The 16,173-nt window shown below is 55.4% G+C and carries 11 protein-coding genes and 1 pseudogene; 5 read left to right on the top strand and 7 right to left on the bottom strand.

Annotation, left to right across the window (positions count from 1 at the left end; genetic code table 11):
• Positions 1 to 15: 15 nt before the first annotated feature.
• The 4 genes from ACTG19_RS16885 to barA all read right to left on the bottom strand — a co-directional run bounded on the left by ACTG19_RS16885 (position 16) and on the right by barA (position 4,835).
• Complete coding sequence (locus ACTG19_RS16885) at positions 16 to 483, bottom strand: Dps family protein (protein ID WP_005362843.1); 468 nt, start codon at positions 481 to 483, stop codon at positions 16 to 18.
• 155 nt (positions 484 to 638) lie between these two features.
• Positions 639 to 1,514 (bottom strand): N-acetylmuramoyl-L-alanine amidase, encoded by an 876-nt coding sequence (locus ACTG19_RS16890; RefSeq protein WP_439989300.1) that lies wholly within the window; start codon positions 1,512 to 1,514, stop codon positions 639 to 641.
• Between the two features lie 34 nt (positions 1,515 to 1,548).
• Positions 1,549 to 2,028 (bottom strand): DUF1456 family protein, encoded by a 480-nt coding sequence (locus tag ACTG19_RS16895; RefSeq protein ID WP_005335594.1) that lies wholly within the window; start codon positions 2,026 to 2,028, stop codon positions 1,549 to 1,551.
• An 89-nt stretch (positions 2,029 to 2,117) separates the two neighbouring features.
• Complete coding sequence (gene barA, locus ACTG19_RS16900) at positions 2,118 to 4,835, bottom strand: two-component sensor histidine kinase BarA (protein WP_100645154.1); 2,718 nt, start codon at positions 4,833 to 4,835, stop codon at positions 2,118 to 2,120.
• A 152-nt stretch (positions 4,836 to 4,987) separates the two neighbouring features.
• Here barA and rlmD point away from each other — a divergent pair, with 152 nt between their 5' ends.
• The 5 genes and pseudogenes from rlmD (at position 4,988) to eno (ending at position 12,954) form a co-directional block, all read left to right on the top strand.
• Positions 4,988 to 6,310 carry a 23S rRNA (uracil(1939)-C(5))-methyltransferase RlmD gene (gene rlmD, locus ACTG19_RS16905; protein WP_100652875.1) on the top strand — a complete coding sequence of 441 codons (1,323 nt, stop codon included), beginning with the start codon at positions 4,988 to 4,990 and terminating at the stop codon, positions 6,308 to 6,310.
• A gap of 390 nt (positions 6,311 to 6,700) precedes the next feature.
• A pseudogene (gene relA, locus ACTG19_RS16910) lies at positions 6,701 to 8,913 on the top strand (GTP diphosphokinase).
• Positions 8,914 to 8,986: 73 nt separating this feature from the next.
• Positions 8,987 to 9,784: a nucleoside triphosphate pyrophosphohydrolase gene (gene mazG, locus ACTG19_RS16915; protein WP_439840627.1), complete on the top strand. Its 798-nt coding sequence runs from the start codon at positions 8,987 to 8,989 to the stop codon at positions 9,782 to 9,784.
• A 141-nt stretch (positions 9,785 to 9,925) separates the two neighbouring features.
• Positions 9,926 to 11,563 (top strand): glutamine hydrolyzing CTP synthase, encoded by a 1,638-nt coding sequence (gene pyrG / locus ACTG19_RS16920; RefSeq protein ID WP_005335584.1) that lies wholly within the window; start codon positions 9,926 to 9,928, stop codon positions 11,561 to 11,563.
• Positions 11,564 to 11,652: 89 nt separating this feature from the next.
• On the top strand, positions 11,653 to 12,954 hold the full coding sequence (gene eno, locus ACTG19_RS16925) for a phosphopyruvate hydratase (protein ID WP_005335583.1): 1,302 nt from the start codon (positions 11,653 to 11,655) through the stop codon (positions 12,952 to 12,954).
• A gap of 123 nt (positions 12,955 to 13,077) precedes the next feature.
• On the opposite strand, the gene ACTG19_RS16930 is transcribed toward eno, so the two are convergent.
• The 3 genes from ACTG19_RS16930 to ACTG19_RS16940 all read right to left on the bottom strand — a co-directional run bounded on the left by ACTG19_RS16930 (position 13,078) and on the right by ACTG19_RS16940 (position 16,030).
• Positions 13,078 to 13,563 carry a GNAT family N-acetyltransferase gene (locus ACTG19_RS16930; protein ID WP_088868522.1) on the bottom strand — a complete coding sequence of 162 codons (486 nt, stop codon included), beginning with the start codon at positions 13,561 to 13,563 and terminating at the stop codon, positions 13,078 to 13,080.
• Between the two features lie 680 nt (positions 13,564 to 14,243).
• A complete protein-coding gene (locus tag ACTG19_RS16935; protein ID WP_204787757.1) occupies positions 14,244 to 15,137 on the bottom strand; it encodes a hypothetical protein in 894 nt (297 codons plus the stop codon).
• 134 nt (positions 15,138 to 15,271) lie between these two features.
• Positions 15,272 to 16,030: a hypothetical protein gene (locus tag ACTG19_RS16940; RefSeq protein WP_088868525.1), complete on the bottom strand. Its 759-nt coding sequence runs from the start codon at positions 16,028 to 16,030 to the stop codon at positions 15,272 to 15,274.
• Positions 16,031 to 16,173: the final 143 nt, after the last annotated feature.

Genomic DNA, 16,173 nt, shown 5'->3' on the forward strand with positions numbered 1-16,173 from the left:
CGGCTTGGTTCACTATCAGGCCAGATAAGCGCGCAGCATCCAGACCAGTTTTTCCTGCTGCTGCACATAGTCGGAGAGGATGGAGGCAGTGCCCTCATCACCAGCTTCGGCTGCTTGACCCAGAATACGGCGCTGGGCGACCAGCAGTTCGCGGAAGCTATCCAGCAGGGATTCGACACAGGCGCGGCCATCGTGCAGCCCTTTTTGCTCCGGGATGGCAGAGACTTTCAGATAGTCGCTGAAGCTGTGCATCGGCACCCCATCCAGGGTCAGGATCCGCTCGGCCAGTGCATCGACTTTCAACAGCAGGTCGTTGTAAATCTCTTCAAATTTCAGGTGCAGTTCGAAGAACTGGTTGCCACGGATATTCCAGTGGAAGCCGCGCACGTTCATGTAGAGGATCTGGTAGCTGGCCAGCAATTTGTTCAACTCGGCTGCCAGGGCTTGTGATTGAGCAGTATCAAGACCAATCGGGCTTTTCATCATTCACCTCCAGATTTGGAAATCGGTTTGAAATTCTCTTTCGGAACGCAGTCAGAGTAACGCCTTGCAAAATGCAGGGACAATTGCTTGTGCCTAACTGTTTGATAGCTAAAGGCTATCAAACAGTACGCAGCAACAGGGGCAATGGATGAGTATTAGGGGAAGTATTTTTCCAGCAGCGCCATCAGGATGGCCTGACACTCGCGGTCCGGTTTGCTATCGACCCTGCTGGCGCGAAAGTGGAGCTGAAAGGCGCCCATGACGGCGCGGCTCTGCTCATCCCACTGGCCAGTCTGGGGCAGGCCATAGCCATAGCGGGCCAGTTGCTGTTGCCACATGGCTGCATCCCAATCGGGCAAGGGGCTGGCCAGTAACTCGGCCACCCGACCTTCATCTGGCCAGGCGCCGACTCCGTACGTCAGATAGAGCTGGCGCCAGGGGAAGTGAGGGCCGGGATCCTGCTTGCGCTCGGGAGCGACATCGCTGTGGCCCAGCACCTGGGTCGGTGGAATCTGGTAGCGGGCGGCCAGCTCCCGGCTGAGGGCGCCGACGGCGGCAATCTGCTGCGGGGTATAGGGTTGCCAGCGGCGGGCATCGGGGGCCAGCGGCTCATCTTCCGCTGGATAGCCGAGGTTGACGATCTCGATGCCAAGGGAGCTGGCATTGAGCCCGGCATATTGGTGCCAACGGCTGCGTCCCGCATGCCAGGCGCGCGCGCTGTCCGGCACCAGCTGATAGACGGTGAACGGTGTCTCGTGGCTGTCGCGGGGGATCAGGTAGTGGGCGCTCACCTTGTGCTCCTGCTCGGTCAGCAGGCGCAGGGAGTTGGCATCGTCTTCGTCGGTGTAATGGAGGATCAGAAAGGCGATCCGCTCGTTCTGGTTGGCGCTCTGATAGCGGGTCGAGAGCTGGTACTCGGACGGAGTACAACCACCCAGTGGCAGAAAGAAGAGGAGAAGAAGAAAGCGCCAGCGCCATCCCCCTGCCACAACCAGTCTACTGAGCGTGGGAGGAGTGAGTCGCTGGCACATGTCGAAGGCCCGGTCTGGTCAGTCGCGCGGCTGGTTAGCCGCGGTATTTGGCAGTGAGGCCGATCAGGAAGTTGCGCAGGATCTGATCCCCGCAGTCCTGATAGTGCTTGTGATCCTTGGAGCGGAACAGGGCACTGAGCTCGGACTTGGAGAGGTTGAAGTCGGCGAGCTTGAGGGTGCCGAGCATGTCCTCTTCCTTGAAGTTGAGGCCGATGCGCAGCTTGCGCAAGATCATGTTGTTGTTGATCCGGTTCGGGATCACCTGGGCCGGTGCATCTTCCCGCACGCCGCGGCGGGCGATGATGAAACCGTCGAGGAACTGGCTCAGGGCCGAGTCGGGACAGGCGACATAGCCTGCCTCTTGCTCTTCACCTTCCGCCGCCTCTTTCATCAACCAGCTGTGCAGCTGGGCGTGAGTGACCGTCAGGTTGCCCTTGGCAAACATCTCGACCATCTGGTCGTTGCTGATGGTGAGGGCGTAGCGCAGACGGCGCAGAATATCGTTGTTGGTCATGCTGACTCCTGTGTAAACGGCGCAACTTTACCATCTGGCGGCCCTCGCGTCAGAAAAAGCGGGGGCCGATACAGTTCGGGTCAAGCTCATCAAGCCTTGCCGAGATAACGGGGCGCCTCCTGGCGCACCAGTTCCAGCGCATCTTGCAGCTCCAGCAGCTCGGGTTCCAGCTCGCTGACCGGCACGCCGTCACGCAGCTGTTGTTCCAGCTGGGAGAGCAGCCGTTGCAGCCCCGGCACCCCGGAATAGGCACAGCCACCGTTGAGGCGATGGAGCTGGGCCAGCACCTCGCTATCTTCAATTTCGCCCGCCAGTGCGCTATCCAGCACAGGTTCCACTTCGTCGAAACTGGCCAGCAGCATGGTCAGCATCTCTCTGGCGAGATGCTCTTTCCCCGCCGCTTGCCGCACCGCCAGTGCCCAGTCGATCTGTTGGGCACCATTATTCTGGTGGCGGCGATGGGCAAAGTCGGTGATGAGCTGGGCCAGCATGCTCTCGTCGATGGGCTTGGCCAGATAGTCGTCCATCCCCTGCCGGATCAGGCGCTCCCGTTCGCCGGGGATGGCGTGGGCGGTCACCGCCACGATCGGAGTGGTGGTGTTGAGGGACTGGTTGCGGATCGCCTGGGTGGCGCTGATGCCATCCATGATCGGCATCTGGATATCCATGAAGATGATGTCGAATGGCTGGCTCTGGGCCTGCTTGACCGCCTCCTTGCCGTTTTTGCACACCACCACCTGACTCACCATCTCCTTGAGCATGGCGGCGATCAGCTTGAGGTTGGCGGCGTTGTCATCCACCGCCAGCACCTTGATCGGCTGCAACTGGCGCGGTGCAGGCTGGGCGGGCAGCTTCTGGCGGCTCGATTCCGGCGAGAGCAGGGCGTGCAGCAGCTTGCGGTGGTTGACCGGTTTGGAGAGACAGTGCTGGGCGCCATGGGCCAGCATAGCTTCATAGAGCGACGGCTCGTGGCTGCTGAGCAGCACTATGGTGTTCTGCTGCTGGCCGTTCAGTCTGTCGAGGCGGCCGAGCACTTGCTGCGGCGTATGCAGGGTGCTGCTGCCGATGATCACCATCTCCTGCTCGCTCATCTCGGGCCAGGGATCATCGCTGGTCAGTGGGTGCACGTCGAGGTGCCACTCCGCCAGCAGGGCGAGCAGAGAGGCTTGCGCGAAGGGATCCGGTTCCAGCAGCCAGAGCCGCTTGCCACGGATCCGATCCAGCGGCAGTTGATCGGTCTGGGGCAGGGGTGAGACCTCCACATCCAGACTGAACGAGAAGATGGAGCCCTTGCCGAGCTCCGATTCAAAGCGGATCTGGCCGCCCATCTGCTGCACCAGCTTCTGGGTGATAACGAGGCCTAGGCCTGTGCCGCCATAACGGCGGGAGATGGAGGAGTCGGCCTGATTGAAGGCCTGGAACAGCTGATGTTGCTGCTCTTGGGAGATGCCGATGCCGGTATCGCGGATCTGGACGTTGAGCCTCACCTTGTGGTTGCCACTGCCGGTCTGCTCGATATGGACATCGACGTTGCCCTGTTCGGTGAACTTGATGGCGTTGCCGGTGAGGTTGGTCAGCACCTGTTGCAGACGCATGGGGTCGCCGGTGAGGTAGTCCGGCACATCGGCATCCACCCGCAAGGAGAGCTCCAGCTGCTTGTCGTGGGCGCTGGGGCCGAGCAGGTGCATGGTCTCGTTGAGGGTGTCGCGCAGGCTGAACGGGATATGCTCCAGCTGCAGCTTGCCCGCTTCCAGCTTCGAGAAGTCGAGGATGTCGTTGATGATGCCAAGCAGGTTGCGCGCCGATTTCTCGATGGTCTGCATGTAGTCGGTCTGGCTCGGGGTCAGGCTGGTTTTCAGCAACTGGCGGGTAAAACCGATGACCCCGTTGAGCGGGGTACGCAATTCGTGGGACATGTTGGCCAGAAACTCCGACTTGACCCGCGCCGCCTCTTGCGCCCGTTTCTTGGCCATGTCGAGCTCGACGTTCTGGATCTCGATCTGCTCCAGGGTTTCGCGCAGGTCAGAGGTAGCCTGATCGATATTCTGCTGCATCTCTTCGTGATATTCGGAGAGCGCCTTGGCCATGGCGTTGATACCATTTTTCAGCATATCCAGCTCGCCGGTGAGCTGGCCGCTGACCCGGGTATCGAGCCGCCCCTCCCTGATCTTGTGCACCGCCTGCACCATGTTGGTGATGGGCTGGGTCACGCTCTTGACCAGACGGAAGCCAAACAGGGTGCTGAAGGCCACCCCGATGAGCACCATGATCACCGCAAAGAAGGTGTCGCGGTATTGCAGCAACATGGCCCTATCGGTCGCCATCTGCATCGAGATGTAGCCGATCATCGGCGGCTCTACATCGCTGGGCAGCGGGAAGCCATCCAGACTGGTTTCAGCCTGGATCGGGGTGCGCAAAATGATGTCGTCCCCCTGAAACGTCACGCTGGTCAGATCCGGAATGGGCTCGCCATCGGGCAGTCTGAGTCGGGTGAAATCCCGGTGATAGTTCGAGGTAACGAACAGCTGGTTGTCCTGGGTGAAGACAGCGATGGACTTGATGAAGGGGGAGTTCTTGCGGTGGGTCAGACCAATCAGCCGCTTGAGGGATTCGCGACTGTGCTGGGTCATCCCGTATTCACTGGCGATCGCCAGCGGTTCGATGATGTTGATCCCCTGATCAATGAGGTTGTTTTCCAGCTGCTGGTAGCGGTGGAAGGTGAAGTAACCGGCCATCAGGCCACCGATGATCAGGGTGGGCAGGATGGTGAAGGCGAGAACGCGTGCTCTCAGGCCATATTTGGTCATACGAACAGGCCACCAGTGAACAGGGTTGGCGATAGGGTTGATGGCAATACACGGGCTCTGTGGCCGTATTTGGTCATACTATTATTCTTGTGGGACAATACCGGCAGCAGATTCCACAATCATGACATAGCCACCTATAGGCACCAAGTTTTATGGCCCAGTTTTTCAAGCCCCAAAAGAAGTCCACCCAGCTCCAACGCATTGAATTTACGATAGACACCCTCGATCACCACTGCGTCGGTATCGGTCGCCATCAGGGCAAGGCGATCTTCGTCGAAGGGGCGCTGCCCGGCGAGACCGTCAAGGCACGCATCACCGAAGAGAAAAAGCAGTATGGTCACGCCGCCTTGCAACAGGTGGTGACCCCGGCAGCCAACCGTATCGCCCCCTTCTGCAGCCACTATCGCGAGTGCGGCGGTTGCAGTGCCCAGCACATGTCGGTTGCCGATCAGCAAGCCGCCAAGGCGGCGGGACTGGTCAGCCTGTTCGAGCGGTTGGGCAACATCAAGGCGCCTGCGCTGGAGCCGGTACTGACCGGTGAAGATCGTGCCTACCGCCGGGTCTGTCGTCTGGCCATCAAATTTGACAAGAACGGTCGCTGCACCCGGGTCGGTTTCCGCCGCCGCAACAGCAACGATCTGGTGGAGATCGACGGTTGCCCTGTGCTGGCTGAGCCGCTCTCTGCGTTGATTGCCCCGCTGCGTGAATGCCTCAATCGCCTCAAGAGCCAGCGCGAGCTGGGCCATGCGGAGCTAATCCAGGCCGAGCAGGGGATCATGATGCTGCTGCGTCACACCGGCCGCCCCAATGAGGCGGATCGCGCCCTGCTGGTTGAGTTTGCAAAAGCGCAGGGGATCGACCTCTACCTGCAGGCGGCTGATGATCGCATCGAAGCGCTGCAGCAACAATTTTCCCCATCCTATTCGCTGGATGGCCTGTCTCTTGCATTTGCTCCCGGTGACTTCATTCAGGTCAACGGCCCCATCAACCAGAGCATGGTTGAGCAGGCGCTGACATGGCTCGGGGCGAGCAAGGATGACAAGGTGCTCGATCTCTTCTGCGGTATCGGCAACTTCACCCTGCCGCTGGCCCGTCAGGCTCGCGAAGTGGTGGGTGTCGAAGGTGAACTGGCCATGGTGCAGCGGGCCGAAGAGAACGCCCGTCGCAACGGCATCACCAATGCCCGTTTCTACAAAGCCGACCTGAGCGATGACATCGTCGGTATGTCCTGGGCGCGGGAAGGGTTTGATCTGGTGCTGCTGGATCCGGCTCGCCCCGGCGCACTGGAAGTGATGGGACACGTCGTGAAACTTTCACCCAAGCGGGTGGTCTACGTCTCCTGTAACCCGGTCACCCTGGCGCGGGACAGTCAGGTGCTGGTGAAAGGGGGTTACCGTCTGGTGCGCCTCGGCATGCTCGACATGTTCCCTCACACCGGTCATCTGGAGTCCATGGCGCTGTTTGAACGGGAGTAAATGACTCATCAGTTCGGTGATGCGGATATGTAATCTGGCATGTCTGCGGCTGTTTGATCTGGTGTGGTATATGAAGTAATCCTGCTCATCAGTACGGCGATGCGGATATGTAATCCGGCATATCTGCGTCTGTTTGCGCTGGTGTGTATATGAAGTAATCCTGCTCATCAGTACGGCGATGCAGATATGTAATCTGGTGTGTCTGCGGCTGTTTGAGCTGATGTGATTGGGGTAATCTAGACCCTCGTCGTTCGGCAGGGCCTGTTGGCGCGCTCTATTGTCTTTCTGGACAATATGCCTTGAAAAGTGCGCTGGATATCCCCATTTGAGGCAATCTCATGAGGGGAGAAAGTGACAGCTTTCGGCCCGATAATTTAAAGGATTGATACCATGGTTGCGGTTCGCGATATTCATTTGAAAGACAACTTCACCCTGGAAGAGTGGGTCAGCTCGCTCTCCTTGAGTGACAGTGAAAAGGATCAGTTGCGAACCGTCTATCAGTATTGTCTGACGCTCGGTGACGAGGCGCTGACCAGCAAGCTGCTGGTGCGTGGCATCGAAATGGTGGGCATCCTGCAGATGCTCAGCATGGATATCGGCACCCTCAAGGCCGCCATCATCTACCCCTTCGTCGAAGCCGGTCTCATCAGCCAGGAGCGGATGGACGAGGACTTTGGCTCCAAGATCGCCAAGCTGGTGGAAGGGGTGCTGGAGATGGAGGCCATCCGCTCCCTGCAGACCCTCCATCGCAGCGAAACCTCGCCGGAGCAGGTCGACAACGTGCGTCGCATGTTGCTTGCCATGGTCGAGGATGTGCGCGCCGTGGTGATCAAACTGGCGGAGCGGATCGCTTGCCTGCGGGAAGCGAAGACGGCAGATGAAGAGACCCGGGTGCTGATGGCCCAGGAGATCACCAATATCTATGCGCCGCTCGCCAACCGTCTGGGCATCGGCCAGCTCAAGTGGGAGCTGGAAGATCTCGCCTTCCGTTACCTGCATCCGGATACCTACAAACAGATCGCCAAGCAGCTCGACGAGAAGCGGCTCGACCGCGAGCGCTACATCCGCGAGTTTGTGCAATCCCTGCGTAATGGGTTGAAAGAGGCGGGAGTTGACGCCGAGGTGTACGGTCGGCCGAAACATATCTACAGCATCTGGCGCAAGATGCAGAAGAAGCACCTCGAGTTCAACGAGTTGTTCGACGTGCGCGCGGTGCGGGTAGTGACCAAGCGGCTGCAGGATTGCTATGCGGCGCTCGGTATCGTGCACACCCAGTTCCACCACATTCCCCGCGAGTTTGACGACTATGTCGCCAACCCCAAACCCAACGGCTATCAGTCGATCCACACCGTAGTGGTGGGGCCGGAGGGCAAGACGGTCGAGATCCAGATCCGTACCGACCAGATGCATCAGGATGCCGAGCTCGGCGTCGCGGCGCACTGGCGCTACAAGGAAGGGGCACAGGCTGGCGGCAAGGCCAACACCTTCGAAGACAAGATCGAGTGGCTGCGCAAGCTGCTCGCCTGGCAGGAAGACCTCTCCGAGAGCGGCTCCCTGCTGGAAGATCTGCGCAGTCAGGTGTTCGAGGACAGAGTCTACGTCTTCACCCCGAAAGGGGATGTGATCGACCTGCCAGCTGGCGCCACCCCGCTCGATTTTGCCTATCACGTCCACAGCATGATCGGTCACCGCTGCATCGGCGCCAAGATTGACGGCCGCATCGTGCCGTTTACCTACGCGCTGCAGACCGGCGATCAGGTGGAGGTGATCACCCAGAAAGAGCCGAACCCGAGCCGCGACTGGATGAACCCCAACGCCGGCTTCCTGCGCTCCAGTCGGGCGCGGGCCAAGGTGGCGACCTGGTTCAGAAAGCTGGATCGGGACAAGAATATCGTGGCCGGTCGCGAGCTGTTCGAGAAGGAGCTGGATCGCCACAACCTCAGCATGTCCAAGATCGACAAGGGCAACATGCTGCGCCGCTTCAATCTGGAGAGCACCGACGATCTGCTGGCCGGTATCGGCAGCGGCGATATCCGCATCAACCAGGTGCTCAACTATCTCGACACCTGTTACAACAAGCCGACGGCGGAAGAGGAAGATCGCCGCCTGCTGGAGAAGCTGGAGCAGAAGGCCAATGCGCCGATGCGCCACAAGCCCAAAGACCATATCGTGGTGGAAGGGGTCGGCAATCTGATGACCCATATTGCCCGCTGCTGTCAGCCGATCCCTGGGGACTCCATTCAGGGCTTTATCACCATGGGGCGCGGCGTTTCGATCCACCGGGAAGATTGCGAGCAGTTGAAAGAGTTGTCACGTCGCAACCCGGAGCGGCTGATCGATGCGGTGTGGGGGGAGAACTACTCCGGCGGTTACGGCCTCACCATCCGGATCATCTCCACGATCGCTCCGGCCTGCTGCGCGATATCACTACCGTGCTGGCCAACGAGAAGATCAATGTGATGGGGGTGCGTTCGCGCTCCAACGTGCGCGAGCAGACCGCCGAGATCGACATGGAGCTGGAGATTTACAACATCAACGCCTTCAACCGGGCGTTGGCCAAGCTCAGTCAGCTTAATGACGTAATTAGCGCCAAGCGGCTTTGATAGCGAACCGACCGGCCCCAGTGGCCGGTCTGTATTTATGACCCTTTTTGAACGAATCGAAAGCGAATATCCCATGTCCCAACGTTACGATCTGCCCCAACTGCTCGATATCATGGCTCGCCTGCGCGATCCGCAAAACGGCTGCCCCTGGGATCTGAAACAGAGCTTCCAGACCATAGTGCCGCACACCCTGGAAGAGGCCTACGAAGTGGCCGATGCCATCGAGACCGAGGATTGGCAGGGGCTAAAAGGGGAGCTGGGGGATTTGCTGTTTCAGGTGGTGTTCTACGCCCAGCTGGGTAAAGAGCGGGGCTTGTTCGACTTTGCCGATATCGTCGATACGGTGAGCGAGAAGCTCATTCGTCGTCACCCCCACGTTTTTTCCGATGCAGATCTCTCCAACGAGCAGGCGGTAAAAGCGAACTGGGAGGCGGAAAAGGCCAAAGAGCGGGCGGCCCTCGACAAAGAGAGCGTGCTGGACGACATTCCGCAGGCGTTGCCTGCCCTGACCCGCGCCGCCAAAATTCAGAAACGCTGCGCCACTGTCGGTTTTGACTGGAAGACGTTGGGGCCTGTGGTGGACAAGATCCACGAGGAGATCGACGAGGTGATGGAAGAGGTGTTGATGGTCGATGTGGACGAGGCGCGGGTGAGCGACGAGCTCGGCGACCTGCTGTTTGCCACCGTCAATCTGGTGCGTCATCTGGGCAAGGATCCGGAGCAGGTGCTGCGAGGCGCCAACGCCAAGTTCGAGCGTCGCTTTCGTCAAGTTGAGCAGATAATCGCCGCAGAAGGCTTGAAAATGACCGATTGCACCCTCGAAAAGCTCGATGCAGCCTGGGATAAGGCGAAGGAAACCGAGCAAAGTTGATTTGGCGCAAGATGGGGGGGCGGTGAGCCTGATAGATTTTTGCTCATTGTTTGGGAGAGGGGTTTTTGGTATACTGTTTCCCCGTCCTGCTTCATCCCCGAAGCACCCCTTAAAATTCCCTAAACTTCTTTCAGGTTCAGCATGACGACCAAATATATTTTTGTTACTGGTGGCGTTGTTTCATCCCTCGGCAAAGGCATTGCCGCAGCTTCTCTGGCAGCCATTCTGGAAGCCCGTGGTCTGGATGTGACCATCATGAAACTGGACCCGTACATCAACGTGGATCCGGGCACCATGAGCCCGACCCAGCATGGTGAAGTGTTCGTAACCGAGGACGGGGCCGAAACCGATCTGGATTTGGGCCACTACGAGCGTTTCATCCGCACCAAGATGACCCGTCGCAACAACTTTACCACCGGACGTATCTACGCCGACGTACTGCGTAAAGAGCGTCGTGGTGACTATCTGGGCGCCACCATTCAGGTTATCCCGCACATCACCAACGCCATCAAAGAGCGGGTTATTGCCGGTGCCGAAGGCCATCAGGTTGCCATCGTCGAAGTGGGCGGTACCGTAGGTGACATCGAGTCCCTGCCGTTCCTCGAAGCCATTCGTCAGCTGGCCGCCGAAGTGGGCCGCAACAACGCCATGTTCATGCACCTGACGCTGGTTCCTTACCTGGCTGCGGCCGGTGAAGTGAAGACCAAGCCGACCCAGCACTCCGTCAAAGAGCTGCTCTCCATCGGTATCCAGCCGGATGTGCTGATCTGCCGCTCCGACCGTGCCATTCCGGCCAACGAGCGCGCCAAGATTGCCCTGTTCTGCAACGTGCCCGAGCGCGCCGTCATCTCCATGAAAGACGTCGACTCCATCTACAAGATCCCGGCACTGCTGAAATCCCAGAATCTGGACTCCTACTTCACCGAGCGTTTCGGTCTGGAGTGCAAAGAAGCTGATTTGTCCGAGTGGGAACAGGTTATTTACGAAGAGGCCAACCCGACTGGTGAAGTGACCATCGGTATGGTCGGCAAATACGTCTCCCTGCCGGACGCTTACAAGTCCGTCAACGAGGCGCTCAAGCACGGTGGTCTCAAGACCCGTCACTCCGTCAACATCAAGTACATCGACTCTCAGGATATCGAGACCCGTGGCGCCGAGCTGCTGGAAGGTCTGGACGCGATCCTGGTGCCGGGTGGCTTCGGTGAGCGCGGTGTGGAAGGAAAAATTCTGGCTGCCCAGTATGCCCGCGAGAACAAGATCCCCTACCTGGGTATCTGCCTCGGCATGCAGGTTGCCATGATCGAATTTGCTCGCAACGTGGCGGGCATGGAAGGGGCTCACTCCTCCGAATTCAAGAAAGATTGCGCGTATCCGGTCGTCGGCCTCATCACCGAGTGGGTGGATGAAGAAGGTAATGTCGAGACCCGTACCGAGAAGTCTGATTTGGGCGGTACCATGCGTCTGGGGTCCCAGCTCTGCCACCTGGTCGAAGATTCCAAAGTGCGTCAGATGTACGGCAGCCCGACCATTTACGAGCGTCACCGTCACCGTTACGAAGTCAACAACAAGCTGCTGCCGCAGATTGAAGCGGCAGGTCTGAAAGTGACTGGTCTCTCCGCCGACAAGAAGTTGGTGGAAATCATCGAGATCCCGGATCACCCCTGGTTCGTGGCTGCGCAGTTCCACCCGGAGTTCACCTCTACTCCTCGTGATGGCCACGCTCTGTTCGCCGGTTTTGTGAAGGCGGCAGGCGAGTATCAGAAGCGTAATTTGAAGTAATTGAAAATAAATGCGGTTGGGGCACTGTGCCACAGCCGCTTTTTTTGGCATATTTTTGTTGTTTTTTTACGAAACCTGAGGAAATACACATGTCCAAGATCGTTAAAGTGATCGGTCGTGAAATCATCGACTCCCGTGGTAACCCGACCGTTGAGGCCGAAGTTCACCTGGAAGGTGGTTTTGTTGGTATGGCAGCCGCTCCGTCTGGCGCGTCCACCGGTTCCCGCGAAGCGCTGGAACTGCGTGACGGCGACAAGAGCCGTTTCCTGGGTAAAGGCGTGCTGAAAGCCATTGAAGCCGTAAACGGCCCGATCGCTCAAGCTCTGCTGGGTAAAGATGCCAAGGACCAGGCCACTGTCGACCAGATCATGATCGACCTCGACGGTACCGAGAACAAATCCAAGTTCGGCGCCAACGCCATCCTGGCTGTTTCCCTGGCTAACGCCAAAGCTGCCGCTGCTGCCAAAGGCATGCCGCTGTACGCCCACATCGCCGAGCTGAACGGCACCCCGGGTGTTTACTCCATGCCGCTGCCGATGATGAACATCATCAACGGTGGTGAGCACGCCGACAACAACGTCGACATCCAGGAGTTCATGATCCAGCCGGTTGGCGCCAAGACCCTGAAAGAAGCCGTTCGCATGGGCGCAGAAGTGTTCCACAACCTGGCCAAAGTGCTGAAGTCCAAGGGCTACAACACTGCAGTTGGTGACGAAGGTGGTTTCGCTCCGAACCTGAAATCCAACGCCGAAGCGCTGGAAGTTATCGCTGAAGCCGTTGCCGCGGCCGGTTACAAACTGGGCACCGACATCACCCTGGCTATGGACTGCGCTGCTTCCGAGTTCTACGACGCAGAGAAGAAAGAGTACAACCTGAAAGGCGAAGGTCGTGTCTTCACCTCCAACGGTTTCTCCGACTTCCTGGCTGACCTGACCACCAAGTTCCCGATCGTCTCCATCGAAGATGGCCTGGACGAATCTGACTGGGAAGGTTTCGCCTACCAGACTGCTGAACTGGGCAAGAAAATCCAGATCGTGGGTGACGACCTGTTCGTAACCAACACCAAGATCCTGAAGCGCGGTATCGACAACGGCATCGCCAACTCCATCCTGATCAAGTTCAACCAGATCGGTTCCCTGACCGAAACTCTGGCTGCCATCAAGATGGCCAAAGACGCTGGCTACACTGCCGTCATCTCCCACCGCTCCGGTGAGACCGAAGACGCGACCATCGCCGACCTGGCTGTTGGTACCGCTGCTGGCCAGATCAAGACCGGTTCCATGAGCCGTTCTGACCGTGTTGCCAAGTACAACCAGCTGATCCGTATCGAAGAAGCTCTGGGTGCCAAAGCTCCTTTCCGCGGTCTGAAAGAAGTTAAAAACCAGGCTTAATTTGCTGGTTTGCCAGCCTCGGCTGGAATGAAAAAAACCGGAACCCTTGGGTTCCGGTTTTTTTATGCCTGCTCCTTGCTGCAACGCCCTGAGAGGCGAGGGCGTTGTGCCTCTGGTGTCGGGTCAGATAAAGGGGAGCATGCGCTGATAGCGCCCTGCATGCGCCTTGAAGCCCAGTTTTTCAAACAGGGCGATAGAGCGGACGTTATCTGCATCGATATCTGCGGTGAGGCAGGTGACTCCCAACGTGTTGGCGTGGGCGAACAGCAATCCCAGCGCTTCCGACATAAACCCTCTGTGCCAATAAGCCGCATTGAGCAGGCAACCTACCTCGCAGCTGTGGCCCGCCTCGCTGAAACTGTGCAGCCCGCAGGTGCCGATCACCTTATTGCTCTTCCGCTCGACAATCGCCCACTCCAGCGACTCACCCGTTTGCTCCAGCCGCACTACGCTCGCCATCATCTGCGCCACCATGGCGGGAGAGGTAAAGCAGGGATCAGAGGCAAACTCCATGGTCAGCGGATTGCCATAAATCTCGAACAGATCGGCGGCATCCTGCGGGCCAATGGTGCGCAGTACAATCCGAGTGCCGGTTAAGTCAGGCTTCATTTATCTCCTTGGAGGGTGTTACGCAAGCAAAGCTACAGGTGGATAAAATGACCGTATAAAAGTCGGTCTCAAAGAAAACTGGTACTATCAAGAAATATTGTTTTCGCGAATGTCCGATTACGCTTCGCTAATCGAACCTACGGGCTAAACACAACTCATAGTAAATATGCCATGCGTTGCGGGTCACTCTTAAACTGGTTATTATTAATTTTATGTGTATTGTTCTATTATTTGCCTGATTTTTTGAGCTGCTAAGATAATTTGGAACGTAGTTAATCCAGAGATGAGGATTGAGCTCAATAGTATTGAGCCTAACATTAACTCACTCAAATCAGATATGAAGAACCAAATTGTTAAACTAGCGGTGCAACACAGTATACAAATTAAGTAAGATGCTATTATACGATCAGAGATCTTATGGAATGAGATCCATTCGTAAAGTTTCTTGTTGGACATATTTTCTAATGGTGCATTAACTTTTTGAGCCACTTGAAAGGTCACTCCAGTAAAGATGACTGGAAGTGAGGGGATAAACTTCCAGAGTTCAGCATTACTTTTAAGTTTTCCTCCTATAAGTATAAACACCTCCGGATAACTATATGTAATTGCAGCAGTTATGAGAATAACAACAAACTCCGGTGATATAATAGTAAAGCGTAAAATATCTATAATTCTATTCATTAGTGACCCAAATGCCTTTTTTCTTTGATTTCATCAAATATTCCAAGAGCTTTGCGATAGAGGGCATCTGGCTCTGGGTTTTTATCGAAGGAAAAATTTTTTACAGTCTCGGATGTTTTAATGGTTATAACTTCATTGTCTCTTTTCCCCTTAACTGTTCCATGACCATAGCCATCAGCTGCCATCAGTATCGCAGCGTCACCGATCGGAAGAGGCTCTTCTGATACATATTGTTTATCTGCTGTCTGGTTTGCCGCTTTTTCAATGTGATATGGCAGATCTGTATTTAGCGGCTCACTTTCTGGAGCATCTTCGACGATAGTCATACGGTCAGTATTTCGCTTGATTAGGTAGTCCTTTAGCTCAGCCCAAAGGCAGCCAAACATTGGATTTGGAGGAGATATTTTTGCATTAACATGATAGATACCATCCAATGATGACACTTTTGCAGCAAAAGAACGTAAGTCTGAGACCAACTCAATGTCACAATCAACGAAAAAACGTTGATGAGTTTCTTCGATAATAGAACAGAAACGATTAACAAAAGCTTTTTGTTCTATGTGGTTATAGACATTAAGAAACGCAATGCCTGAATGGGATGGTATATATACAAAGGGGCTAGAAGCAACTTTCAAGTTAGGTTCAATTTGTGTTTCTTCTGTTCTTCGATGAGTATCTACCACAGTTACCTCACCTAACGGCTTGTATTTGCTTAGGCGACCAAAAATATAATGCTCCCCGTTGTATTTAACTTCTTGGACGTCAATGAATGTCCAAGATGAATCTCTATAAGATACGGAAACCGGCTCTTTGATTGCATTCATTAATTTTTCTTGATCGAGAGTGCCAAGTTTCAATACTCGACCTAAATAATATGTTCCTGAGCTTGCCACTCATGACTCCTTTAAAAATGTATAATGCCCGTCTAAGGGGCTGACAACACATAACACCAAACACAACAACCGTCACAACTGCGGCTCATTGGGACTGGAACGCCGTGCGTTGGCTGTCCCTCTTGAAGTGCTTGTTAGCACTTTAACTTCCGGCGAGTAAAGAGAACAAATTTTTGGTGTAACTCATGACACTCTTTTGCCATTTCATTAAGCTCTCGGAGTTGTTTATCAACATGTGCTGGATAATCCCAAGCTCCCCTATAGGCGTCTGGGACACATGAAAACAAAGGGCCACCATTCAAGTCGTATGAACTCAAAGCTAGTTGATGAACAAATGAATGACACTTTTTCCATAGTTCGGAACGTTTTGCTTCGATCTCTTCGTTCAAAAAGTGATGCTCCACATTGTTCCACTGATCAACAAATTTATTAATGTCTCTCAAGCTATTGTCATGATAAGAGTCACCTAAATCATGATCTCTTAAAAATGGAACTGAGTATCCATCCGATGGAAAATCGGTTAGAAACCGGTTGAATAAATCTACATCAACTTGCCTGAGTTGCTTACTGTCTTCGAGAGCAAACTCTGATGATTTGTATACAAAAAATTTATTTACCAAATTGTGGATTAATGCGAATACAATCAAACCTAACCCAGCAAGCGGCTCGACAGAACTTGATTGTAATTCTGCAAGAGTGAAATACTCCCCACCATTTAGATTGAATGTATCTACTAAGAAATTATAGAAAATTTCTTTAAACGCTGTTGGTGTTGCTAACACAGTGCCACCAAGGGTTGCCACGAACCACGTCAGTTTGTTGGTGAAATCCGGAAACAACCAATGATTTGTAGCTTTTTCGACAATGTTTTTTATTTCTTTTTTTGTGAACACCTAACTTATATCTCCTCTTGAGTGCTAACAGTGATTAGATGGAAGGCGGTACTAATCCGTTAGCAGAGAATTCCATATAACTCCGTAGCATCTTCACCGCCGTCGAGTTAAAAGTATCATTACATCATAATGTTACCAGCTTA

Origin of the sequence: Aeromonas sp. 3P, from assembly GCF_051919745.1 — a bacterium.
Taxonomy (GTDB): Bacteria; Pseudomonadota; Gammaproteobacteria; order Enterobacterales; family Aeromonadaceae; genus Aeromonas; species Aeromonas veronii.